We start from the raw sequence: 22,978 nt of genomic DNA, 5'->3' as shown, positions 1-22,978 counted from the left end.
GTGGGCTTTGTCCTGGGCACCGCCGGAAGTCGTGAGTCTCGCTAACTATCCGCCTGCTCCATCCCGCGTTTCGTCCTCTGGATGCGGTGGTTCGCACCACGAACTACCGCATTCAGAGGACGAAACGCGGGGGTCAGGAGACGCGTAGGGCGGTGACGAAACGCGGGCGCCCGGCGAGGTCGAGGTGACCCTGCACGTCCGTGAGCACCCGCCGCGCCCGCACGAGCGCCGGGACGGCGGAACCGTGCGTGTCGTCGTGCTCGATCGCCATCCCGCCGGTGGGGCGCAGCAGACGCGCGGCGGCCGCGATCGCGTGCCGGATCACCGCCAGCCCGCTCTCCTCCGCGAACACCGCCCGCGGCGGGTCGTGCTCGGCGACCTCCGCCGGCACCGGCGTGCCTTCCGGGACATACGGCGGGTTGCACAGGACCAGGTCGACGAGGCCGTCGAGTTCGGCGAACATCGTGCTGTCCGCCACGTCGCCGGAGTACAGCCGGATGGGCGTGTCCCCCGCGTCGGCGTGGACGTCGGCGTTGTGCCGGGCCCACGCGAGGGCCTGCGCGTCGATGTCGACGGCGTAGACGACCGCGTCCGGCCGCGCGTGCTGCACGGCCAGCGCCAGCGCGCCCGAGCCGGTGCACAGGTCGACCACCACCGGGTACTCGCGCCCGTGCAGCAGTTTGAGGCCCCATTCCAGGAGCAGCTCGGTCTCCGGGCGCGGGACGAACACCCCGGCGCCGACGTTGACCGTGATGTCGCCGAGCGCGGCCCAGCCGGTGAGGTACTGCAGCGGGATCCGTTTGGCCCGCTGGTTCACGAGCTGGCCGATCGCGTCGATGACGGGCGGGTCCACCAGCGGCACCATCGGCAGGCGGCCGCGATCGACACCGAGGACGTGGGAGGCGATCAGTTCCGCGTCCGAACGCGGTGACGCCACTCCGGCCTCGGTGAGGATGCGGGTCGCTTCCATGATGGCGAGGCGCAACGGCTGCCGGTTCACTGGTGTTCCTTCACAGAGTCAAGCCTGACACACGAGGCACGCGTGCCGGGGTCGATACACGCGGGCTCAGGGTATCGATTCCTTTCAGCGCACCCGCCACGAGAGCGAGGACAACGTCAGCGCCGCTTCAGCCACCCGCCGCGCTAGGTCGGTCTGAAGGCTCTTCGTCGCCGAAGCGATCCATTCGTCCACGTTCCGTACACCGATGTCGCGGTACTCGACGGCCTGAAGCAACATTTCGAGCTTGTCCGCGTCGCGCGCGTAGAGTGCTTCGGGGCTTTCGGCGGACTCGTACTCGTCGACGGCGTCGCGCACCGAGTCACGCGCGGCGCCGGGCAGTGCCGAAGTCTGCGCGGCGGTGATCGCCCGCGGATCCGGCTTCTCGACGAAACCCTTGATCGTGTGCGGGAGGTCGCCCGTCCGCGTCTCCTGCGTGTCGTGCCACAGCGCGAGATACGCCGCCCTCGCCGGATCCGCGCCGCCCTCGGCCGCCAGGAGGCCGGCCAGCTGCGCGACCCGCGTGGTGTGCTCGGCCACCGATTCGGGATCGCGGACGCCGGCCTGCCACCATCCGGCCCGCCGGATCCGCTTGAGCACACCCAGTTCGAAGCCGAATCTGGCCAGGGCGTCCAACTGTTCTCCTACGCGTCGACGGTGAGATATCCGGCCAGTGTCCCGCGCCGCTGCCGGAGCGTGTCGATGCGGTCGTCCATTTCGGCCAGTTCGCGGCGGATCTCCGCCACCACGGTCGGGCACATGTCCAGCTCGAGCGGTTCACCCGTGGCGCACGGGAGCATCTTGGCGATGACGTGCGTGCTCAGCCCGGCCGCGAGGAGCGCGCGGATCTGCCGGACGGTGGTGACCGCGTCGTCGTCGAAGGTGCGGTAGCAGTTGGAATCGCGCCGCGAAACCAGCAGCCCCTGCTCCTCGTAGTAGCGCAGCAGCCGCTGGCTCACGCCGGTCCGCCTGGACAGCTCGCCGATCAGCATGTGACCCCCGTCATCCGAGTTTGACCTTCACATCGATGTCAGTACCTAACGTCGCCGGCATGACGAATCATTTCGCGCACGTCGTCCGCGGTTCCGGTCCCGGCCTGCTGCTCGCCCACGGCGGTGGCGGCGGCGTCGAGGGCAACTTCGGGAGCATCCTCGACGACCTCGCCCGCACCCACACCGTCGTCGGCCCCGACTACCCCGGTTCCGGGGCCACACCGCGCAGCAGTGAGCCGCTGGACCTCGACTCCGTCGCGGACGAGCTGGTCTCCATCGCCGTCGACGCCGGCCTCGAACGCTTCGCGATCCTCGGCTACTCGCTCGGCACCGGAGTCGCCGTCCGCGCGGCCACCCGGCACCCCGATCGGGTCACCGGGCTCATCCTGACCGCCGGGTTCACGAAACCGGACAACCGGCTCCTGCTGGCCGTCGACATCTGGCGCGAACTGCTCGGCGGCGACCGGAAGCTGCTGGCGAAGTTCCTCACCTTCGCCGCCACCGGCGAAAAGCACCTGAACGCGCTGTCGCCTTCGGAACTCGAAGCCGCCATCGAAGGTCTCGCCGAATTCATCCCGGAAGGGAGTCCCGAACACGTCGGCCTCGTCGCGAGCGTCGACACCCGTGCCGAGCTGGCCGGGATCTCGGTCCCCACGCTCGTCATCGCCACGACACTCGACGGGCTCGCCCCGCCCGTCCATTCCCGCGAACTCGCGGCCGGGATCCCCGGCGCCGAACTGGTCGAGATCGAGTCCGGGCACGGAATCGGCGTCGAGGCCCGCGACGAATGGCTCGGCGTGATCCAGAAGTTCCTCTCCGCAAGTGTTAGAGAGGGTACGAACTGATCACGCTGCGGAATCTTCTAAGGTGACGCGGGTGAAGATCCGGGAAATCCGACTGACCTTGGGCGTGTTTTTCGCCGCGCTCGGGGTGCTCCTCGTCCGTTTCCTGGTCCCACGTCCGATCGGCATGGCGGACAACGGCGACGGCTGGCGCATTCTGTGCCAGCTCGGCGCTCGCGAGCTCGACCGGCCTTCGGAATACTTCGTCCGCTTCTCCTACGGCCCCGCCCCGGCCTGCAACAGCGAGTACATCTCCAGCCAGAGCTGGATCGACAAGATCGCCAGCGAGATCGGGCAGCTGCTCGGCTCGTCCGCGATCCTGAACCTGCTGGTACTGGGTGTGCTGGGCTGTCTGCTGGTCGCGGGCGGGATCGCCGCGATCGTCGTCGGCCTGCGCCTTTCGGTCCGGAACAGCGTCATCGCCACGGCCGCGCTGCTGCTGGTCGCGGCGGACTCGGCCTTCTTCGGGTACTTCGCCTCCGTGCTGAGCGAGGGCGCCGCCTTCGTCGGGATGCTCCTGCTCGCCGGCGGGCTCCTGCTCATGCACCGCACCGGGCCTTGGCGCTACACCGGCGCCGCGGTCACCGTGCTCGGCGCGATGATCGGGATCAACGCGAAGTCGCAGACGCTGCTGCTGATCCCGCTGTTCGCGCTCGCGCTGCTGTTCGTCCGGCCGGAAGGCAGCCGCGGCCTGGCCAGGTGGGCGCTGCCGCTGGCCGTGCTCGCCATTGTCGGCACCGGTACCGCGCTGGTGCAGGGGGCGGGCGACTCGGCCAACGCGGAGTACCGCGAGGCCAACATGTACCACGTCGTGTTCAACGGGATCGTCGACGGGAAACACGACACCACCGGTGACCTCGCCGCACTGGGCCTCCCGCCCGAGTTCGCGAAGTACGTCGGCACGGGCTGGTGGAGCGCGAACGCGGCCTGGCGCGACCCCGAGTACGCGAAGTACCGCGACAAGATCAGCCGCCGCAACGTCGCCCAGTACTACCTCGACCACCCGGTGCGCGTCGTCGAGATGCTGCACCGGTCCGCGCAGGAGACGCTGACCGCGCGGGTACCGAACCTCGGCAGCTTCGGTGAGCACGCCGGGCAGCCGCCGCTCGCCAAGGAGTACCGGGTCCCGGTCCTGTCCGGGATCACCGGCTGGCTCGCGCCGCTGGGGTTGTTCGCCCTGCTGCCGATCTGGCTGCTCATCGGATGGGCCGGCCTCCGCGCCTTCCGCAACCGCACCGGACGCCGCGACGTCGGCATCGTGGTGCTCATGTTCCTGCTCTTCGCGATGGGCCAGATCCTGGTGTCCGGCCTCGCGGAAGGCATCGAGAACGTCAAGCACCAGCAGCTGACGATCTACCCGACCCTGCTCGCCGCCGCCTTCGCCGCGCTCTCGTTCCTGCCGAAGCGCGAGGAAGAACCGCCGGCGGCCGAGGAACGCGAGCCGGAGACGGCGTCCCTCTCCGCCTGAGACATCAACGCGCCGGTTCCCAGAATCCGGCGAAGCTGCCGCACGCGACCCTCGCGCCCGTGAGCTCGTCCTGGATCCGCTTTTCCACTCCGGTGTAGGCGACCGTCCGCGCGTCCGGGCCGACGGCTTCGGGGACAGGGGCGCCCGCGGTCAGCGAAACGGCTTTCACCGTCTGGAAGAGCACGAGGTAATCCCCTTCGTGGGCAAGGTTTTCCGCCGCCTCCACCATCCTTTCCGGACTGTCGCCGGTGAGTTCCATCGGCAACGGCCAGTCCAGCGGGAACGGGTTGCGGACCTCGAAGATCGGGGCGACGAACGGATTGTCCGGCAGGACCGCGACCTTCGACGCCGGATAACGGTCGAGGCAGCCCCGGATCTGGGCGACGTAGGTGTACACGCTGGGATTCGTGCGGACGCCGCGCAGCGCCGGGGCGATGTCTCCCAGATCCTTCGTAAGTTCGCCCTGCGGCCGGTCCGCGTACGGCGCCTTGTCGTGCGCGGACATCAGCAGCAGCCCGGCGAGCACGAACGCGGCCGCGGCGAAGACCCCGCCCGCGGACTCGGACGGACGCGGCGGCGGCACCGCTTCCAGCACTCCCAGCGCGAAGATCCCGGTCAGCAGGCCGGGAAGCGGGTAACCCCAGGACAGGCTGGCCATCCAGCCGAGCACGGCGACCGCCAGGTACCGCCAGGGCAACCGTCTTCGGACGACGGCGTCGAGCACGGCGGCGGCCAGGAAGAGCCACAGCAGGGTGACCGGCCAGCCGCCCGCGTGCTCGAAGCCGCCGTCGGCCACGACGAACACCATGACCGCCACGACGCACAAGCCCGTCGCGCCACGGAGCCATCGGCCCGGCTCACCGAACTGGTCGCGGGCCGACCACGCCACGGCGAGCACGCATATCCCGAGCAGCACCGGGACGAAATACGTCCGCGGGTCCGCCCGGCCCGCGAATTCCGCCGTCCAGAACCGGAAAAGGCCTTCACCCCAGGTCTGAGTGCCGCTGGAGAGTTGCGTGATCGCCGACCGCAGACCTCCGGTGGCGGTGACCATGCCGAAGTACAGCAACGGCGCCGCGCCGAGCATCAAGAGGTCACCCAGCAGACGTGGCACCTTTCTCGGCGCCGCGGCGGGGTGGAACAGCAGGATCAGCACCCCGATCGGGACCGCGAACAGGAAACTCTGCTTGACGATCACCGCGAACCCAAGGCAGAACAGGCCGGCCAGACGCCGCCATCGCGAGCCCGAGCGCAGCCCACCGTCGAGCAGCCACCAGCCGACCGCGACCAGGAAGACACCGTCGACGGTGTGCCAGGCCATCACCGGATACGTGTTCAGGCCGACCAGGACGGCGGTGAAGACCAGCCCGAGCCGCGTCGGGCCCCAGTCCAGCGGCGATGTCCCGGTCAGGAACGCGACCAGGGCGACCGTGGCGACGGTCAGCTGCACCATCATCACGAAACCCGAGCCGATCATCAGCGGCGCGGGGACGAGATGATCGATCAGATGCAGATAGGCCGAACCGAACGGCCTCGGCCCGAGGAAATCGACCTGCGGGATCTCGCCGTGCAGGACGCGCCACACCTGGGCGAGCACGAAGCCCTGGTCGGTCGGGTTGAACCCGAACCGGCCGATCCTCGCGACGACAGCCGCGCTCAGCAGTCCCGTTCCGGCGACGAGAACGAGAGCTCGCGGAACACGTTTCCGGGTCGCCGGAAACGATCTTTCCATTCGTGTTCTCCCGGGAAGGGTTCCCCTTATCGACCAGGGACCGTAGCGGAAGCCGGGAATCGACGACAGGCCCGATCGGACGCCGCTCCCCGCCACCCGTAGGCTGAACGAACCCGTACGCGCCGAAGGGCTCAAGAAACAGTCATGGATCTCCGGGAAACGACAGTCGTCACGCGGATATCGGCGAATATCGAAACCGAGGATTTCGCCGCGGCCGCCGCGCTGGGCGAACGTCTCATCGGCGAGTTCGAGGCCACCGAGCTGGAGATCTGCCGGGCGGACCCGGAAGGCGGCTGGACGGGATTCCTGGTGTCGGTCGGCTATCGCACGCCGCCGGCCGACGGCGAAGATCCCGCCGAAACACTGCATCGCGCCGCGGTACCCGCGCTTTTCCACTTCGGTCTGAATGCGGAATTCTTCGAAATCCACGGCACGCCGGAGACCGGCCAATACGGAAGCTACGACGCCTACGACACCCCGGCGGACGGATTCACGCTCTATTCGCTGATGGCGTCCGTCGGCGGCACCGATCCCCGCGAACCCGCGTACGTCACCAGGCACGATTTCACTCCGCGCGCGGAAACCGATGTCATTTCACGGGTGCATCTCTACGTCCCCACCGGCGACCTGCGGCTGGCCGTGGACCTGTGCGGCCGCCCCGCGACCGACCTTTCGGCGTCGCTGGTCCGGATCAGCACGGACGCGGGCCCTTGCGAAGCGGTGCTGCTGTCGGCTTTTCCCGCTCTGGCCGGGGAAAGCGGCGAAGAAGCGCTCAGCCGGGTGACGCACGAGGTGACCGACAGGCTTTCGCACGTGAGTATGTCCGTCCGGGCGATCCACACCGCGCTGGAGGACGACCCGTTCTACACCGAGCCGGGTTAGCGGCCCGGAGAAATCCGGCTCCGGCTAGCATCGCGGCATGATGAACCTGCTGATCGAGTTCGCCGGCACCGGCCGCGTCGGGCCGATCCACGGCGGTATGACGCTGGCAGCGGCCTCCGCCGTACTGGGTCCGGGTCATCCCCATCCGGCGATCCGTCTGCTCGGCGGCAAAGCCGATGGATATCCCTACCGCTGGGACAGCCTGTCTTTGGACGTCACCCGCGACCGGGTTTCGTCCATCACACTCAAAACATGGCCAGGGCACACCTTTTCCGTGCCGTCACCCTTGACCCCCGAGGGCGGGCCGCACGAATCGACCGTGACCAAACACGAGTTCCGAGCCGCCCTCGACAATGCCCATGTCGGGTACTCGATCGAAGAGCCGTACCACATCGATCGCCAGTCGGTGATTCGTGTCGCCGGCACAGCGGTGACGGCGATGTTCAGCAGATTCGACGAAAAGGACCTGGGAGTACGACCGGGCGACTATTTGCTGTCGGTTTCCAAGAACTTCGAGATTCCTTAGGACGGCGCGGATCAGCCGGCGTGGGCGGCGAGCCGTTCCTCGCGGTCCGCGGTGATGAGCGCGTCCAACACGCCGTCGAGATCGCCGTCGAGGACCTGGTCCAGGTTGTACGCCTTGTAGTTCACCCGGTGGTCGGCGATGCGGTTCTCGGCGAAGTTGTACGTGCGGACCCGCTCGGAGCGGTCGACGGTGCGGACCTGCGAACGGCGCGCGTCCGACGCCTTCGCGGCGGCCTCCTCCTCGGCGATCGCCTGGAGGCGGGCCTGGAGCACCTGCAGGGCGCGGGCGCGGTTCTGGATCTGCGACTTCTCGTTCTGGCACGAGACGACCACGCCGGTGGGGATATGCGTGATCCGCACGGCGGAGTCGGTCGTGTTCACGCTCTGGCCGCCGGGGCCGGAGGAGCGGTAGACGTCGATCCGCAGGTCGTTGGGGTCGATCTCGACCTCGACGTCCTCGGGTTCGGGGTAGATGAGCACGCCCGAGGCGGAGGTGTGGATACGGCCCTGCGATTCGGTGGCGGGCACGCGCTGCACGCGGTGCACCCCGCCCTCGAACTTCAGCCGCGCCCAGACGCCGTCGGCCTCGGCCGACCGGCTCTTGATGGACACGGTGACGTCCTTGAAGCCGCCTAGGTCCGAATCGACCGAGTCGAGCACCTCGGCCTTCCAGCCGTGACGCTCGGCGTAGCGCAGGTACATGCGCAGCAGGTCGCCGGCGAACAGCGCCGACTCCTCGCCGCCTTCACCCGATTTGATCTCCATGACCACGTCGGAGCCGTCATACGGGTCACGCGGCAGGAGCAGCTCGGTGAGCTTGGCCTCGAGCACGGGGATCTTCGCAGAGATCTCCTCGGCCTCGGCCGCGAAAGCGGCGTCTTCCGCCGCCAGTTCCTTCGCCGTCTCGAGGTCGTCGCGGGCGGTGTCGAGCTCACGGACCGTCTTGACGACCGGGCTCAGCTCCGCGTACCGGCGGCCGAGCTTGCGGGCGCGCGCCTGGTCGGCGTGCACGGACGGGTCGGCCAGCTGCTCTTCCAGCTGGGCGTGCTCTTCGAGCAGACCCTTCAGCGAACTCGAATCCACCACTCCACCTCTCAACGGACCCTGACAAAACCAAGGCTGCAACACCAAAGAAAACGGCGCCCACCCGGACATGCGGGTAGGCGCCGTCGTTCAAGCTACTTGGCGTCTTCGGCCTTCTTGCGCTTGCCGTAGCGAGCCTCGAAGCGCGCGACGCGGCCGCCGGTGTCCATGAGCTTCTGCTTGCCGGTGTAGAACGGGTGGCAGTTCGAGCAGATCTCGACGTGGAGGTTGCCGGAGGTCTTGGTGCTGCGCGTGGTGAATTCGTTGCCACAGTCACAGTTCACGTGCGTGACGACGTACTCGGGGTGAATACCGCTTTTCATGGTGTCCTCTCTCGTTGGCCCCGGGTCCCCGAGCGGGGTGAACCGGTGCCGGACTTCAGCGGGTGATTTTGCCAGATGTGCTGGCAGTGGCGTCAACGCACCCCCGCCCCCGCATATTCCAACACGTTGAGTTATCAACTATCAACGTTGAGTTGTACGAAATTTGTACTTGATCACGGGACCGTCCTCACTGTTGGTAATTCCTCAACAGGAGGTATTGATCATGCGCACCATCCTCGCCAAGGTGGCGAAGCCGGCGTCCGTCGCCGCGCTGGCCATCGCGGCCCTCGCCGTGGCTCCGGTCGCCGGGGCTGCTCCGGCCGCCCCCGAAGCGGGCGCCACCATCACCGCCGCCGACATCAACCCGGCCGCGGGAACGTTCACCACCGTGCCCGAGGGCGACCTGGCCATCCAGGGTGCCGGTGACGGTACGCCCGCCGGCGCCGTCCAGTGGTTCAAGAACCACATGGGCTCCACCGCGTACCAAGGCCTCTGCGAGAAGGCCGTCGAGAACGCGTACGGGACGACCGGTGTCTGGGCCTCGGCCAACGCGCACTGGAACGGCGCGAGCCCGAAGCATACGACCGGGACGCCGCCGAAGGGCTCCTTCGTGTACTGGAACATCAGCCAGTGGGGTCACGTTGGCATCGCCGACGGCTCCGGCGGGATCTACGCCTCCAGCATCGGCGGCAAGATCGGCCACGCGTCGAGCGTGCACTACTTCAACAACTACCGCGGCTGGACCCCCGCGGCCGTTCCGCACCGCTGATCTCGTGAGCTGAGGCGCCCCGACAGCGCGTGAAGGCCCCCTTTCCTCGGCTGAGCCGAGGGAAGGGGGCCTTCACGCGCATCTGGGTGCGGGATCGTGCCTGAGCGGGACGGTGAGCGAAGACGTAACTCGCGTGATCAGGCGGCGAACACCGTGAACGCCGTCTGATCACGCGAGATCCGTCTCTGATCACGCGTGATCGCCGCCTGATCACGCATGATCGCCCATCTCACGCCGATTACCACTCACGAGGGCCAGCCAGCGTTCGGTTGCGCCTCTGAACTTGGCGAACACGACTTCGCCGGAAGTACATGAAGGCCCCCTTCCTTGCGCCTGGCGCAAGGAAGGGGGCCTTCATGTACTAGACCGAAAGGATCAGTCGTCGTCGTTCGAGCCGAGGGCCGTCTTCGAGACCTGCATGAGGAACTCGATGTTGGTCTTCGTCTTGCGCAGACGCGAGATCAGCAGGTCGATGGCCTGCTGCGAGTCCAGCGCGTGCAGCACCCGGTGCAGCTTGTGGGTGACCGCGAGCTCGTCCGGCGAGAGCAGCAGGTCTTCCTTGCGGGTACCGGACGGGTTGATGTCCACCGCGGGGAACACGCGCCGCTCGGCGATCTTCCGGTCGAGCTTGAGGTCCGCGTTCGCGGTGCCCTTGAACTCTTCGAAGATGACCGTGTCACCGGTGGAACCGGTCTCGACCATCGTCGTGGCGAAGATCGTCAGCGAGCCGCCGTTCTCGATGTTGCGCGCCGCGCCGAGGAACCGCTTCGGCGGGAACAGCGCCGTCGAGTCGACACCACCGGAGAGGATCCGGCCGGACGCCGGGGCCGCCAGGTTGTACGCACGGCCCAGACGGGTGATCGAGTCGAGCAGCACGACGACGTCGTGGCCCATCTCGACCAGGCGCTTCGCCCGCTCGATGGCCAGCTCCGCGACCGAGGTGTGGTCGGACGGCGGGCGGTCGAAGGTCGAGGCGATGACCTCACCCTTCACCGACCGCTGCATGTCGGTGACCTCTTCGGGACGCTCGTCCACGAGCACGACCATCAGGTGGCACTCGGGGTTGTTCGTCGAGATCGCGTTCGCGATGTCCTGCATGATCGTCGTCTTGCCGGCCTTCGGCGGCGAAACGATCAGCGCACGCTGCCCCTTGCCGACCGGCATCACCAGGTCGATGACGCGGGTGGTGAGCTTGTGCGGCTCGGTTTCGAGGCGCAGCCGCTCGTTCGGGTACAGCGGGGTCAGCTTGGTGAACTCCGGACGGCGCTTGGACTCGTCCGGCTCCAGGCCGTTGATCGAGTCGACGCGCACCAGCGGGTTGAACTTCTGCCGCTGCTGCTCGCCGTCACGCGGCTGGCGCACGACACCGGTGATGGCGTCACCGCGGCGCAGGCCGTACTTGCGGACCAGCGAAAGCGAGACGTACACGTCGTTCGGCCCGGCGAGGTAGCCCGAGGTACGCACGAACGCGTAGTTGTCGAGCACGTCCAGGATGCCCGCGACGGGCAGCAGGACGTCGTCCTCGCGGATCTCGGTGTCGGGCGAACCGCCCTGCTCGCGGCCACCGCCGGAACCCCGGCGGCGACGGTCGCGGAAGCGACGGCCGCGACGGCCGCCTTCCTCGTCGTCGTCACCCTGCGGGCCCTGGCCCTGGCGCTGGCTGTTGTCCTGGCCGCCGCCCTGCTGGTTGCGCTGGCGGTTGTCCTGGCCACGGCCGTCGCGGTTGCCCTGACGGTTGCCGCCCTGGTCACCGCGGTCGCCCCGCTCGCCGCGGTCGCCACGCTCACGCTGCTGGCCGCCCTGCTCGGGCGAACCCGCGGCGCGGTTGGAGCCGCGACGACGACGGCTGCGGCCGCCCTCTTCCTGCTGCGGCTGGCCGTCCTGCGGCGCTCCGTTGTCCTGCTGCGCGGGCCGCTCGGCGGCGGGCGCGGCGCCGTTCTCCGAAACCTTCTCGGCCTTCTCCGCACGAGGAGCCTCGGCCGGAGCGGCTTCCGCCTTCGGGGCCTCCTGCTTCGGGGCCTCGGTCTTGGGCGCTTCGGCCTTCGGGGCCTTGCGCGGTGCGTCGATCCCCTCGAGCGGAAGCGTTTCGCTCGCCGCGGCGGGGGTCTTGCGCTTGGTCTTGCCCTGGCGCTCGCGGATGGCCGCGATCAGATCGCCCTTGCGCATGCCCGTCGTCTCGCCGATGCCAAGGTCCCCAGCGATCGAGCGCAGTTCGGCGACGGTCTTGCCGGTCAATCCGCCGACCGTGCGCTTGGGAGCGACGACGCCGTTCGACTCGGCGGCGCCACCTTCGACGTCGCTCAAAAGATCGGTGTTGCTCACAAATGTCCTTCCTGACCGATCCACGCCTCCAGGTGGATCAGCGGACCGCCGCTCGCGTCCGATTGCGAAACGGCGTAATTGGCCCCCGATACGGGCGATCAGCTCCTCGGCCGTGTTGAACACAGCTAGAAGGCCTCCAGCACAGGGATTTGCGTCCTCCAAACGGAGGAAGCGGAATTCGGCACCGCCGGAACCGGGAACCCGCCTGCGTCCATCCGCTACTCCCCGCTTGCCAGGCGGTGTACGGAACTGGCGGATCAACGAAGGATGCGGGCCAAGGATGACACTGGTCACCTGGACCGGCACCGGGTGCGGAAACGCACGGTGATCGAACGCCCCCGAGGGTAGACCGCGCCACGGTCCGGTGCAACAACCACCCCCCGCGTGGCGGGGCGGGGCTCCGGCATGTGACCGAGGCTTTACTGAGCCGCAACCTGAACGCCGCCCGGATCGATCGGCAGCTCGGTGACGTCGAAAGACGTAACGTCGACGCCCGCCGGGAGTATTCCCTCGGTCGTCAGCGCGAGCACCGTCGGACCGGCCCCGGAGATGGCCGCGGCCACCCCTTCGGCCCGCAGCGCGCGCACCAATTCGCTGCTCGCCGGGTACGCGGACGCGCGGTAATGCTGATGGAGCCGATCTTCGGTCGCGGAGAGCAACAGGTCGGGGCGCGCGGTCAGCGCGTGCACCGCGAGCGCCGCGCGACCGGCCGTGAACGCCGCGTCGGCGTGCGGGACCCGCTCGGGCAGGAGCCCACGGGTGGCGTCGGTCGAGGACCGCAGCGCCGGGACGGCGACCACGGGCCGGATGTCGTGATGCGGCTGGAGCCGTTCGGCGCGGAACCGCTCGCCCTCGTTCCACGCCACCACGAAGCCGCCCAGCAGGCTCGCCGCGGCGTTGTCGGCGTGTCCCTCGAACTCGGCCGCCAACTGGAGGGCGTCGTCGTCCAGGGGCTTCTCAGCCAGCGCGTACGCCGCCGCGACCCCGGTCACCACGGCGGACGCGGACGAGCCGAGGCCGCGGGCGTGCGGGATGGCGTTGAAACAGCGCAGGTGCACGCCGGGCGGCCGGAGACCGAGGTGCTCGCAACCGCGCCGGAAGGCCCGCACGACCAGATGCGATTCGTCGGTCGGGACGTCGTCCACGCCGCCCGCGCCGACGTCGGTCACCTCGATCTTGAGCCCGGCGTCGGTGATCTGGAGTTCGACGCGGTCGTACAGCGCGAGCGCCAGGCCGAGCGCGTCGAACCCCGGGCCGAGATTCGCCGAAGACGCCGGGACCTTGATCTTGAGCAGGGTCATCGCAGGTCCAGCGCGGCGGCGACGGCGGTCGGGTCGACGGCGAGCGGCTCGACCTCGACGTTGCCCTCCAGCGCCGTGGCCGGATCCTTCAGACCGTGCCCCGTGACGGTGCACACAACGGTCGAGCCCTTCGGCAGGCGGCCGTCCGCGGACGTCGCGAGCAGGCCCGCGACGCTGGTCGCCGAGGCGGGCTCCACGAACACGCCTTCCTTGCGGGCCAGCAGCCGGTACGCCTCGAGGATCTTCTCGTCGGTGATCGCCTCGAACAGCCCGGCGGACGCGTTCTTCGCCTTCATCGCGCCGTCCCAGGAAGCGGGGCTGCCGATGCGGATCGCGGTCGCGATCGTGTCCGGATCGGCCACCGGCTCGCCGTGCACCAGCGGCGCGGCACCCGCCGCCTGGAAACCGAACATGCGCGGGGTGTTCTTCACCACACCGTCGCCCGCGTACTCGGAATATCCGGCCCAGTAGGCGGTGATGTTGCCCGCGTTGCCGACCGGCAGGCAGTGGATGTCCGGTGCCCGGCCGAGCACGTCGCAGATCTCGAACGCGGCCGACTTCTGGCCGGCGATACGCACCGGGTTGACCGAGTTGACCAGGGTCACCGGGTAGTCGATCGCGGTTTTCTGCGCCAGTTCGAGGCAGTCGTCGAAGTTGCCGTCCACCTGCAGGATCCGCGCGCCGTGCAGCACGGCCTGGGCGAGTTTGCCCATCGCGATCTTGCCCTGCGGGACGAGCACCGCGCAGGTGAGCCCGGCGCGGGCCGCGTACGCCGCGGCCGAGGCGGAGGTGTTGCCGGTGGAGGCGCAGATGACCGCCTTGAGCCCGCTGGCGAGCGCGTGCGTGATGGCCACGGTCATCCCGCGGTCCTTGAACGACCCGGTGGGGTTCGCGCCTTCGACCTTGAGGTGGACCTCGCAGCCGGTGAGTTCCGAGAGATGCGGCGCGGGCAGCAGCGGGGTGTTGCCTTCGCCGAGCGTGATCACCTTCGCGCCGGACGGGACCGGGATCCGGTCGGGGTAAGCCTGGATGATTCCTGGCCATGGTTGGGGAATCACTGGTCTTCGCCTTCCACACGCATCACACTGACGACCTGGTTCACCACATCGAGTTTGGCAATGTCGTCCACAGTGGACCGCAATGCCGCGTCCGGCGCCAGGTGGGTGACCACGACCAGGCTGGCCGTGTCGTTCGCGTCGCGCTGGCGCACGGCGGCGATGCTGACACCGTGCCCGGCGAACGCCTGGGCCACCTGGGCGAGGACGCCCGCTCGATCGGCCACGTCGAGACTGACGTGGTACCGCGTCGGCGTCTGGCCCATCGGCCTGACCGGGAGCGCGGCATGCGCGGATTCGCGCGGGCCACGGCCGCCGACGACCCGGTTTCGAGCCACCGCGACGAGGTCGCCGAGCACGGCACTCGCGGTCGGCGCGCCACCGGCGCCCTGACCGTAGAACATGAGCTCACCGGCGGCGTCGGCCTCGACGTAGACGGCGTTGTACGCGCCGCCGACCCCGGCGAGCTGGTGGCCGCGCGGGATCATCACCGGATGCACGCGCGCCGAAACGGATTCGGTGCCGTCGTCGGCGGTGACGCGCTCGCAGATGGCGAGCAGTTTCACCGTGCGGCCCAGCACCTTCGCCGCGGCGAGATCCGACGCGGTGACGTCGGCGATGCCCTCGCGGTGCACGTCGGACGCGGTCACGCGGGTGTGGAACGCGAGCGAGGCGAGGATCGCGGCCTTGGACGCGGCGTCGTAGCCGTCGACGTCGGCCGTCGGGTCCGCCTCGGCATATCCGAGCCTGCTGGCCTCTTCCAGCGTTTCCGCGTAGCCGGCGCCGGTGGAGTCCATCGCGGAAAGGATGTAGTTGGTGGTGCCGTTGACGATGCCCATCACGCGGGTGATGCGGTCACCGGCCAGCGATTCGCGCAGCGGGCGCAGCAGCGGGATCGCCCCGGCCACGGCGGCCTCGAAATAGAGGTCGACGCCTGCCGCGTCGGCGGCCTCGAACAGTTCCGCGGAATGCTCGGCCAGCAGCGCTTTGTTCGCCGTGACAACGGATTTCCCGGCCTTGAGCGCGTCGAGCAGCCACTGCCGCACCGGCTCGATGCCGCCGACCAGTTCGACGACGACGTCGACGTCCGGGGAGGTCACGAGCTTCGTCACGTCGGACGTCACCAGCTCCGGCGGCAGCTCGGGGTGCTTGTCGGGGCGCCGCACCGCGATACCGGCCAGCTCCACCCTGGCGCCCGCCCTGGCGGCGAGCTCCCCGGCCTGCTCGGTGAGCAGCCGGACGACCTCGCCACCGACCGTCCCGCAGCCGAGCAGGGCGACCCTGATCACGCGTCCGTCTACAGTAGACACTTGCTAGACCTCCAGGCGCAGCATGTCGTCCGTCGTCTCCCGCCGCAGCAGCACGCGGGCGCTGCCGTTGCGCACGGCCACCACCGCGGGCCGCGGCTGCCGGTTGTACCCGCTGGCCATCGAGTAGCAGTACGCCCCGGTGGCCGCCACGGCGAGCAGGTCGCCGGGAGCAAGGGTGTCGGGCAGCCAGCAGTCACGGACGACGATGTCGCCGGACTCACAGTGTTTTCCCACGACCCGGGACAGCGCGGCACCCACCTGGCCGTCCCCGTCGTCGTCGGCCGACCGGGATACGAGACGGCAGTCGTACACCGCGTCGTAAAGGGCGGTGCGGATGTTGTCGCTCATCCCGCCGTCGACGCTGACGTAACGCCGGGCGGCCTTGTCGCCGAGCGAGACGTCCTTGATGGTGCCGACCTCGTACAGCGTGATCGTGCCGGGACCGGCGATGGCGCGGCCGGGCTCACCGGCGATCTTCGGCACCGGAAGGCCCGCGTACTCGCATTCCTTGCGGACGATCTCGCGGATCTGCGTGATCATCTGCGCGGGCGGCGGCGGGTTGTCCTTGTCGGTGTAGGCGATACCGAAACCACCGCCGAGGTCGACGATCGACAGCTGGTCGAGCAGTTCGGGGCCGTGCTCCTTGCCGAGTTCGGCCAGCAGGCCGACCACGCGGCGGGCCGCGACCTCGAAACCGTCGGCGTCGAAGATCTGCGAACCGATGTGGCTGTGCAGGCCGATCAGCTTGAGCGAAGGCGCGTTGAGCACCCGGCGCACGGCCTCGGCCGCGTCACCGGAGGCCAGCGAGAAACCGAACTTCTGGTCCTCGTGCGCGGTCGCGATGAATTCGTGGGTGTGCGCCTCGACGCCGACGGTGACCCGGATGAGGACGTTCTGCACGATGTCGTGCCGGGCGGCGACGTCGGCCAGCCGCGCGATCTCGTAGTAGGAGTCGACCACGACCGTGCCGACGCCGGCTTCGACGGCGGCTTCCAGTTCCCACAGCGCCTTGTTGTTGCCGTGGAAGGTGATCCGCTCGGCCGGGAAGTTCGCGCGCTGCGCCACGGCGAGTTCGCCGCCGCTGCAGACGTCCAGGCTCAGCCCCTGTTCGGCCACCCAGCGGGCGATCTCGATGGACAGGAACGCCTTGGACGCGTAGTGCACGAGCGCCGGGTCGTCGAACGCCTCGGCGTAGTCGGCGCACCGTGACTTGAAGTCGGCCTCGTCGACGACGAACAGCGGAGTGCCGTACTTCTCGGCGAGTTCGCGGACGTCGACACCCGCGATGCGGACGACGCCGTCACCGCCGCGGAAAGTGTTGCGGGGCCAGACTTTCGGGTACAGCCTGTCGAGTTCTTCCGGACTCGACGGCGGGAAACCGGAGGCGTCGGCGTGGGGGTAGACGTCGGCGTGGCGGGGGCCCGCGGGGTGAGCCATTCTGGGTTACATCCGTTCCGGAGCAGAGACACCGAGCACGTTGAGGCCGTTCGCCAGCACCTGGCGGGCGGCCTGGCACAGCGCGAGCCGGGCGAACGTGAGGGGGGTGGCCTCCTCGTCGCCCTGGGGAAGAACACGGCCGACCGTGTAGAACTTGTGGTACGCGCCGGCGAGCTCTTCGAGGTACCGGGCGACGCGGTGCGGTTCGCGCAGCTGTGCGGCCCGGCGGAGGACGGTCGGGAATTCGCCGATCGTGCGGATCAGATCGCCCTCGGCGGGCAGCGTAAGCAGTCCGAAGTCGACTTCGCCATCGGATTTCAGCCCCAGGTCGGAAGCGTTGCGCTGCAACGAGGCCAGCCGCGCGTGGGCGTACTGGACGTAGTAGACCGGGTTGTCGTTGGAGTGCTTGCGCAGCAGGTCGAGGTCGATGTCCAAAGTGGAATCGACGGAGTAGCGGATCAGCTCGTAGCGCGCCGCGTCCACCCCGACGGTGCCGACGAGGTCCTCCATGGTGATCACGGTGCCGGCGCGCTTGCTCATCCGGACCGGTTTGCCCTCGGAGACCAGGTTGACCATCTGGCCGATCAGCACCTCGACGACGGCCGGGTCGTCACCGAAGGCGGCCGCGGCGGCCTTGAGCCGGGCGATGTAACCGTGGTGGTCCGCGCCGAGCATGTAGATGCACAGGTCGAAACCGCGTTTGCGCTTGTCCTGGAAGTAGGCGAGGTCACCGGCGATGTAGGCCGGGTTGCCGTCCTTCTTGATGACGACGCGGTCCTTGTCGTCGCCGTGCTCCTTGGACTTGAGCCACCAGGCGCCGTCCTCGAAGTACAGGTTCCCGGAGTCCTTCAGCTGCTGGACCGAGGTCGCCACGGCGCCGGACTCGTGCAGCGAGTTCTCGTGGAAGTAGACGTCGAAATCGGTGCCGAAATCATGCAGGCTCTGCTTGATCTCGGAGAACATGAGCTCGATGCCGACCCGGCGGAAGGTCTCGGCCCGCTCGTCGTCGGGCAGCGACAGCGCGCTCGGCTCCTGCCGGATGACCTCGGCGGCGATGTCGTTGATGTAGCCACCCGCGTAGCCGTCCTCGGGGGCGGGCTCGCCCTTGGCGGCGGCGATCAGGGAGCGGACGAAGCGGTCGATCTGCGCGCCGTGGTCGTTGAAGTAGTACTCGCGGGTGACCAGGCCGCCCTGCGCGGACAGCACGCGGCCCAGCGCGTCGCCGACCGCGGCCCAGCGGGTGCCGCCGAGGTGGATCGGGCCGGTCGGGTTCGCCGAAACGAACTCGAGGTTGATCTTGACGCCCGCCAGCGCGTCGCCGAGGCCGTACTTCTCGCCGGCGTCGAGCACCTGCTGGACGATCTGGCCCTGCGCGTCGGCGGCGAGCCGCAGGTTGAGGAAGCCCGGCCCGGCGACCTCGGCCGAGTCGATGCCGTCGGTGGCCGAGAGCGCCTCGGCCAGCGCGTCGGCGAAGTCGCGGGGCTTCATGCCCGCCTTCTTGGCCACCTGCAGCGCCAGGTTGGTCGCGTAATCGCCGTGCTCGGGATTGCGGGGACGCTCGATCGTCACCTTCTCCGGCAGCACGGAATCGTCGAGGCCGCGCGCGGTGAGAACCTGCACGGCGGAGTTACGGACCAGGTCGGCGAGAGCTGCGGGAGTCACTCGCGGAATTCTAGGTGTGACCTGGTCCGGGCTTCGCAGCGACCGCCGGAAGGTGTGAGCCAAGCCGGTGATCTTCGAACTGTTCACGGTGATCAGACGCGCGGTCTCTACACTGGCCCGCGCAGGGACCACCCCCTTCGGAGAACGCAGGAGCCATGGCTAACGGGACAACCAGAAAAAAGGGCGCGTCGTCGAAGAACGCGATGAAGGCCGCCCGTAGTTCCGTCGTGTCCAAGAAGGGCACGCCCTGGGGCACGATCATCGCCGTCGTCGCGATCGTCGTCCTGGCTGCCTCGGTGGTCACCTATTACATGGTCGCTTCGGCGCCCAAGCGTGAGCAGAAGACCCGCGAAGAGGCCGCGGCCGCCTTCGCCCCCTCTCAGCAGGACCCGGACCCGTCGAAGCGGATCCCGGGCGTGACCACGGCCACCTACGAGGGTTCCGTGCACGTCACGGCCGCCGAGCGCGTCGCCTACGACAAGACCCCGCCCTTCGGTGGCCCGCACGACCAGGCCTGGGCCGCGTGCAACGGCGTCGTCTACGAGAAGGCCGTCCGCAACGAGAACATGGTCCACGGTCTCGAACACGGCGCGGTCTGGATCGCCTACAACCCGGCGCAGATCTCCGGTGAGGCGCTCGACCTGCTGAAGGTGCGCGTCGAGGGCAAGCCGTACACGGTGATGTCGCCGTACCCGAACCTGGACAAGCCGATCTCGCTGCAGTCCTGGGGCCACCAGCTGAAGCTGGACTCCGCCTCCGACGAGCGGATCGACCAGTTCATCGCCGCCCTGCGCACCAACCCGTACGGCGCGTACCCCGAGCGTGACGCCACCTGTGACGCGCAGATCGAGCCGGGCGACTTCGACCCGACCCCGCCGGGGCCGGGCGCGAAGCCGATGGACTACAAGGGCACCGCGGGCACGCAGCAGGACCAGCCCGGCGCCGGTCAGAGCGGCGTGCCGTCCGCGCCCGCCACCCAGCCCTCGGCGCCCGCGAGCAAGTAGTGAGCCAAGTGGACCCCGATCTCCAGGAAGAAGTCTCACGGTCGGCCAAGAGCCGATGGCTGGTGATCGGGGCCGCCCTGGTCGTCATGCTGATCCTCGGCTTCGGCCTCGGCGCGCTGACGACCAGGCTGATCGACTCCGAGCCGGAGCAGAAGACCCCGGGCACGGGCTCGGTCGAGGTCGGCTTCGCGCAGGACATGTCGGTGCACCACCTCCAGGCCGTCACCATGGCGGGCTGGGCGCGGGACCACACGAACGATCCGGCGATCAAGACCCTCGCGTTCGACATCGAGCGCACGCAGACCGGCCAGGTCGGCCGGATGAAGGGCTGGCTCGGCCTTTGGGGCCAGCCCGAGCAGACGACCGGCGCCTACATGACCTGGATGACCGAGCCGATGGCCGGTCACGGCGGGCACGGTGGCGCCGACATGAAGCCGTCGAACGGCGCCCCGATGCCGGGGATGGCGACGTCGGCCGAACTCGCGAAACTGCGGTCGCTGACCGGCAAGGAGATGGACGTCTTCTTCCTGCAGCTGATGCTCCGGCACCACATGGGCGGAACGGAGATGGCTCAGTACGGCTACGACCACACGTCGATCGCCGACGTGAAGTCGCTGACGCAGAGCATGCTCGTTTCGCAGGGCGCGGAAATGACCCTCATGAAGGGCCTGCTCCAGGAGCGCGGCGCCGCTCCCCTCCCCGCCTGACGCATTTCGTCCTCTGAATGCGGTAGTTCGCTTTGCCGACTACCGCATTCAGAGGACGAAATGCGTGGTTACCAGGACAGTTCCTGGCAGCGTTTAGCGCACTGGGGCACTTCTATCTGCAGCGTCGCGTGCTCGATCGAGTAGCGGTTCGCCAGGAGGTTCTGGGCCTCGGTGAGCACCTCGGCCTGCTCGACGGTCGGTGCGATGGTGAGGTGCGCCGAAGCGACCTCCATCCCCGAAGTCAACGTCCAGACGTGCAGGTCGTGAACGTCCTCGACGCCCTTCAGCCCGCCGAGTTCGGCCTGGATGCCGGCGACGTCGACGCCCTTGGGCGCGTGCTGGAACAGGATCCGCAGCGCGCGCCGGGCGAGGGCGTAGGTGCGGGGCAGGACGAACAGGCCGATCGCGACACCGATGATCGGGTCGGCGTAACGCCAGCCGGTCAGCAGCGTGATCGCACCGCTCAGCAGCACACCGACGGAGCCGATCAGGTCGGCGAGGACTTCGAGGTACGCGCCCCGGACGTTGATGCTCTCTTCCGCGCCCTTGCGCAGGATCATGAAGGAGACGATGTTCGCGACGAGGCCCGCGGCCGCGGCCAGCAGGACAGGCAGGCCGGGCACGGCGGGCGGGTCACTGATCCGGCCGATGGCCTCGACCAGGACGTACCCCGCGACGCCGAACAGCAGGATGGCGTTGCCCAGCGCCGCGAGCACTTCGGCGCGGTAGAAGCCGAATGTCCTGGTGAGCGTCGGGCCGCTGCGCCGGGCGAGCAGGATGGCCGCCAGCGCCATGCCGACGCCGAGGACGTCGGTGAACATGTGGGCGGCGTCGGAGATGAGCGCGAGCGAGCCGGTGGCGAACCCGACGATGAACTCCATGACCATGAAGCCGGCGCCGATGACCAGCGCGATCGTCAGGCTCTTGAGGTAGCGGCCTGACGCGCTCGACGGCGCGGCCGTCCCATGCCCGTGCCCGTGACCCATTGCTCCGCCTCTCGTGAAGTCGACAGGCCGAATATATTGTCACATGCGCATATGTGCAATACAGGTGAGCCTAAGTTCACCCTGTCTTAAGCCACACAAGGAAGCCATCCCCCAGGAGGGCCTTCCCGAAACCTGAAACCGCCACGCACCGCTACCGAAGCGACCGGAAGAACCCCCGCAACTGGCCGACGAAGGCCTCGGGCTGCTCGAACGCGGCGAAGTGACCGCCCTCGGCCAGCACCTCGTACCAGCGAAGATCGGTGTAGCGCAGCTCCGCCCAGCGCCGGGACGGCCGGATGATCTCGCGGGGGAAGATGGAGATACCCGAAGGAACTTCAACGGGGCTGACGTCGCGCTCCTTGTTCTCCCAGTAGATCCGCGCCGATGAGGCCGCCGTCGCGGTGAACCAGTAGACGGAGATCGCGTCGAGCATCTGCCGCCACGACAGCGCGCTCTCCGGCGAGCCGTCGTTGTCGGTCCATTCCCAGAACTTCTCGGCGATCCACGCGGCCTGCGCGACCGGCGAGTCGGTGAGCCCGTAGCCCACCGTCTGCGGACGCGTCGCCTGCTGTTGCGCGTACGCCGATCCGACGGCGCGAAACCGCGCCAGGTCGCCGATCGCCGCCCTCTCCTCTGCCGTCGGCTCGCCGAGAACGGACCCGTCGTACGGGACGCCCGCCATGTTCACGTGGACGCCGATCAGCCGCTCCGGGGCCACCTTGGCGAGCATGTTCGTCACCCCGGCGCCCCAGTCACCACCCTGCGCGGCGTACCGCTCGTACCCGAGCCGTCCCATCAGCTCGTCCCAAGCCCGGGCGATGCGCTCGACGTTCCACCCCGGCGACGACGGTTTGTCACTCCAGCCGAACCCCGGCAGCGACGGCGCCACGACGTGGAACGCGTCCGCGGGATCGCCCCCGTGCGCGGCGGGATCGGTCAGCGGCCCGAGCACGTCGAGGAACTCCACGACCGAACCCGGCCAGCCGTGCGTGAGCACGAGCGGTGTCGCGTCCGGCTCCGGCGAGCGAACGTGCAGGAAGTGGATCCCGAGACCATCCACAGTGGTCTTGAAGCCCGGGAAAGCGTTGACCCGGGCGGCCAATCCGAAGTCGTAGTCCTCCGCCCAATACCGGCACAACTCCCGCGCGAACTCCAGCGGGACACCCTGTTCCCAGTCGTCGACAGTGGCGGGCTCGGGCCAGCGCGTCGCGCGCAGCCGGGTGCGCAGGTCTTCGATGTCGGATTCAGGGATCCTCACCTCGAACGGTTCGATCACCAGGTCCTCCCAGTTCGTCGATGCCACCAACGCTACGCATTTCCGATGCCTGCCGGCTCACTCTTGCGAAAGACCTGGTCAGAGGGGCCCCTGGCCGCCTCGTCGAACATCACGCCGGTTAACGACCACCACTCGCGAGAGCCCACGGGGACATGCGCTAAGCTTCCAACGTCGCTCAGGCGGCAACGCCCTCGTAGCTCAGGGGATAGAGCACTGCCCTCCGGAGGCAGGTGTCGCAGGTTCGAATCCTGCCGAGGGCACACAGTTGGACCGCGTTTTCAGCAGGTCGCCACGGCGATCTTCAT

At 68.7% G+C, this 22,978-nt stretch carries 21 protein-coding genes and 1 tRNA gene; 8 read left to right on the top strand and 14 right to left on the bottom strand.

Going from position 1 to position 22,978, the window contains the following annotated elements; all coding sequences use genetic code 11:
* Positions 1-133: 133 nt before the first annotated feature.
* From prmC to ED92_RS21455, 3 genes are all read right to left on the bottom strand, one after another.
* Positions 134-1,000 carry a peptide chain release factor N(5)-glutamine methyltransferase gene (prmC, locus tag ED92_RS21465; RefSeq protein ID WP_037341394.1) on the bottom strand — a complete coding sequence of 289 codons (867 nt, stop codon included), beginning with the start codon at positions 998-1,000 and terminating at the stop codon, positions 134-136.
* A gap of 84 nt (positions 1,001-1,084) precedes the next feature.
* Positions 1,085-1,633: an HD family hydrolase gene (locus tag ED92_RS21460; protein WP_037341392.1), complete on the bottom strand. Its 549-nt coding sequence runs from the start codon at positions 1,631-1,633 to the stop codon at positions 1,085-1,087.
* A gap of 8 nt (positions 1,634-1,641) precedes the next feature.
* Positions 1,642-1,989: a MerR family transcriptional regulator gene (locus ED92_RS21455; protein WP_037341390.1), complete on the bottom strand. Its 348-nt coding sequence runs from the start codon at positions 1,987-1,989 to the stop codon at positions 1,642-1,644.
* 59 nt (positions 1,990-2,048) lie between these two features.
* On the opposite strand from ED92_RS21455, the gene ED92_RS21450 reads away from it, so the two are divergent.
* Entirely contained in the window at positions 2,049-2,834 is a 786-nt protein-coding gene (locus ED92_RS21450) for an alpha/beta fold hydrolase (protein WP_037341388.1), read from the top strand.
* Between the two features lie 31 nt (positions 2,835-2,865).
* A complete protein-coding gene (locus ED92_RS21445) occupies positions 2,866-4,299 on the top strand; it encodes a hypothetical protein (protein WP_037342512.1) in 1,434 nt (477 codons plus the stop codon).
* A 4-nt stretch (positions 4,300-4,303) separates the two neighbouring features.
* Here ED92_RS21445 and ED92_RS21440 read toward each other — a convergent pair whose 3' ends face one another.
* Positions 4,304-6,031, bottom strand: a complete 1,728-nt coding sequence (locus ED92_RS21440; protein WP_037341386.1) for a hypothetical protein — start codon at positions 6,029-6,031, stop codon at positions 4,304-4,306.
* A 144-nt stretch (positions 6,032-6,175) separates the two neighbouring features.
* Here ED92_RS21440 and ED92_RS21435 point away from each other — a divergent pair, with 144 nt between their 5' ends.
* Both ED92_RS21435 and ED92_RS21430 read left to right on the top strand, forming a co-directional pair.
* The gene (locus ED92_RS21435) at positions 6,176-6,913 is read left to right on the top strand and encodes a hypothetical protein (protein ID WP_037341384.1); all 738 of its coding nucleotides are present in this window, start codon (positions 6,176-6,178) and stop codon (positions 6,911-6,913) included.
* A 37-nt stretch (positions 6,914-6,950) separates the two neighbouring features.
* On the top strand, positions 6,951-7,439 hold the full coding sequence (locus ED92_RS21430) for a hypothetical protein (protein ID WP_052120779.1): 489 nt from the start codon (positions 6,951-6,953) through the stop codon (positions 7,437-7,439).
* An 11-nt stretch (positions 7,440-7,450) separates the two neighbouring features.
* Here the strand turns inward: ED92_RS21430 and prfA are convergent, their stop codons facing one another.
* Both prfA and rpmE read right to left on the bottom strand, forming a co-directional pair.
* Entirely contained in the window at positions 7,451-8,521 is a 1,071-nt protein-coding gene (gene prfA, locus ED92_RS21425; RefSeq protein ID WP_037341383.1) for a peptide chain release factor 1, read from the bottom strand.
* A 95-nt stretch (positions 8,522-8,616) separates the two neighbouring features.
* Positions 8,617-8,844 (bottom strand): 50S ribosomal protein L31, encoded by a 228-nt coding sequence (rpmE, locus tag ED92_RS21420; RefSeq protein ID WP_007028345.1) that lies wholly within the window; start codon positions 8,842-8,844, stop codon positions 8,617-8,619.
* A 223-nt stretch (positions 8,845-9,067) separates the two neighbouring features.
* On the opposite strand from rpmE, the gene ED92_RS21415 reads away from it, so the two are divergent.
* Positions 9,068-9,613 (top strand): hypothetical protein, encoded by a 546-nt coding sequence (locus ED92_RS21415; protein ID WP_037341380.1) that lies wholly within the window; start codon positions 9,068-9,070, stop codon positions 9,611-9,613.
* Positions 9,614-9,988: 375 nt separating this feature from the next.
* Here the strand turns inward: ED92_RS21415 and rho are convergent, their stop codons facing one another.
* From rho to argS, 6 genes are all read right to left on the bottom strand, one after another.
* Positions 9,989-11,935, bottom strand: coding sequence for a transcription termination factor Rho (gene rho / locus ED92_RS21410; protein ID WP_037341378.1), 1,947 nt, complete (start codon positions 11,933-11,935; stop codon positions 9,989-9,991).
* A 419-nt stretch (positions 11,936-12,354) separates the two neighbouring features.
* Positions 12,355-13,236: a homoserine kinase gene (gene thrB / locus ED92_RS21405; protein ID WP_037341376.1), complete on the bottom strand. Its 882-nt coding sequence runs from the start codon at positions 13,234-13,236 to the stop codon at positions 12,355-12,357.
* Positions 13,233-14,294 carry a threonine synthase gene (thrC, locus tag ED92_RS21400; RefSeq protein ID WP_037341375.1) on the bottom strand — a complete coding sequence of 354 codons (1,062 nt, stop codon included), beginning with the start codon at positions 14,292-14,294 and terminating at the stop codon, positions 13,233-13,235. Before thrC ends, thrB begins: the two co-directional genes overlap by 4 nt.
* Positions 14,291-15,601, bottom strand: a complete 1,311-nt coding sequence (locus ED92_RS21395; protein WP_037341373.1) for a homoserine dehydrogenase — start codon at positions 15,599-15,601, stop codon at positions 14,291-14,293. The genes thrC and ED92_RS21395 overlap by 4 nt, the downstream gene beginning before the upstream one ends.
* 3 nt (positions 15,602-15,604) lie before the next feature.
* The gene (gene lysA, locus ED92_RS21390; protein WP_037341371.1) at positions 15,605-17,038 is read right to left on the bottom strand and encodes a diaminopimelate decarboxylase; all 1,434 of its coding nucleotides are present in this window, start codon (positions 17,036-17,038) and stop codon (positions 15,605-15,607) included.
* Between the two features lie 6 nt (positions 17,039-17,044).
* Positions 17,045-18,700: an arginine--tRNA ligase gene (gene argS / locus ED92_RS21385; RefSeq protein ID WP_037341369.1), complete on the bottom strand. Its 1,656-nt coding sequence runs from the start codon at positions 18,698-18,700 to the stop codon at positions 17,045-17,047.
* A 203-nt stretch (positions 18,701-18,903) separates the two neighbouring features.
* On the opposite strand from argS, the gene ED92_RS21380 reads away from it, so the two are divergent.
* A complete protein-coding gene (locus ED92_RS21380) occupies positions 18,904-19,704 on the top strand; it encodes a DUF3105 domain-containing protein (protein WP_037341367.1) in 801 nt (266 codons plus the stop codon).
* Positions 19,705-19,712: 8 nt separating this feature from the next.
* Entirely contained in the window at positions 19,713-20,411 is a 699-nt protein-coding gene (locus tag ED92_RS21375) for a DUF305 domain-containing protein (RefSeq protein WP_037342510.1), read from the top strand.
* Positions 20,412-20,479: 68 nt separating this feature from the next.
* On the opposite strand, the gene ED92_RS21370 is transcribed toward ED92_RS21375, so the two are convergent.
* Together ED92_RS21370 and ED92_RS21365 are read right to left on the bottom strand one after the other, a co-directional pair.
* Positions 20,480-21,397, bottom strand: a complete 918-nt coding sequence (locus ED92_RS21370; protein WP_037341365.1) for a cation diffusion facilitator family transporter — start codon at positions 21,395-21,397, stop codon at positions 20,480-20,482.
* A 151-nt stretch (positions 21,398-21,548) separates the two neighbouring features.
* Positions 21,549-22,676, bottom strand: a complete 1,128-nt coding sequence (locus ED92_RS21365) for an epoxide hydrolase family protein (RefSeq protein WP_369797430.1) — start codon at positions 22,674-22,676, stop codon at positions 21,549-21,551.
* A 184-nt stretch (positions 22,677-22,860) separates the two neighbouring features.
* On the opposite strand from ED92_RS21365, the gene ED92_RS21360 reads away from it, so the two are divergent.
* A tRNA-Arg gene (locus tag ED92_RS21360) sits at positions 22,861-22,933 on the top strand.
* Positions 22,934-22,978 lie beyond the last annotated feature (45 nt).

Origin of the sequence: Amycolatopsis sp. MJM2582 (assembly GCF_000754115.1) — a bacterium.
Classification (GTDB): domain Bacteria; phylum Actinomycetota; class Actinomycetes; order Mycobacteriales; family Pseudonocardiaceae; genus Amycolatopsis; species Amycolatopsis japonica.
The sequence above is the reverse complement of the archived record's forward strand: the minus strand, read 5'-3'. Positions and strand labels throughout refer to the sequence as shown.

What these genes read in the sequence shown, in the direction of transcription:
- ED92_RS21380 (WP_037341367.1), top strand. Translation starts at nt 18,904, where the DNA reads ATGAAGGCCGCCCGTAGTTCCGTCGTGTCCAAGAAGGGCACGCCCTGG.
- lysA (WP_037341371.1), bottom strand. Translation starts at nt 17,038, where the DNA reads ATGGCTCACCCCGCGGGCCCCCGCCACGCCGACGTCTACCCCCACGCC.
- ED92_RS21455 (WP_037341390.1), bottom strand. Translation starts at nt 1,989, where the DNA reads ATGCTGATCGGCGAGCTGTCCAGGCGGACCGGCGTGAGCCAGCGGCTG.
- ED92_RS21450 (WP_037341388.1), top strand. Translation starts at nt 2,049, where the DNA reads ATGACGAATCATTTCGCGCACGTCGTCCGCGGTTCCGGTCCCGGCCTG.
- thrB (WP_037341376.1), bottom strand. Translation starts at nt 13,236, where the DNA reads ATGACCCTGCTCAAGATCAAGGTCCCGGCGTCTTCGGCGAATCTCGGC.
- ED92_RS21430 (WP_052120779.1), top strand. Translation starts at nt 6,951, where the DNA reads ATGATGAACCTGCTGATCGAGTTCGCCGGCACCGGCCGCGTCGGGCCG.
- ED92_RS21415 (WP_037341380.1), top strand. Translation starts at nt 9,068, where the DNA reads ATGCGCACCATCCTCGCCAAGGTGGCGAAGCCGGCGTCCGTCGCCGCG.
- ED92_RS21435 (WP_037341384.1), top strand. Translation starts at nt 6,176, where the DNA reads ATGGATCTCCGGGAAACGACAGTCGTCACGCGGATATCGGCGAATATC.
- ED92_RS21440 (WP_037341386.1), bottom strand. Translation starts at nt 6,031, where the DNA reads ATGGAAAGATCGTTTCCGGCGACCCGGAAACGTGTTCCGCGAGCTCTC.
- ED92_RS21370 (WP_037341365.1), bottom strand. Translation starts at nt 21,397, where the DNA reads ATGGGTCACGGGCACGGGCATGGGACGGCCGCGCCGTCGAGCGCGTCA.
- rpmE (WP_007028345.1), bottom strand. Translation starts at nt 8,844, where the DNA reads ATGAAAAGCGGTATTCACCCCGAGTACGTCGTCACGCACGTGAACTGT.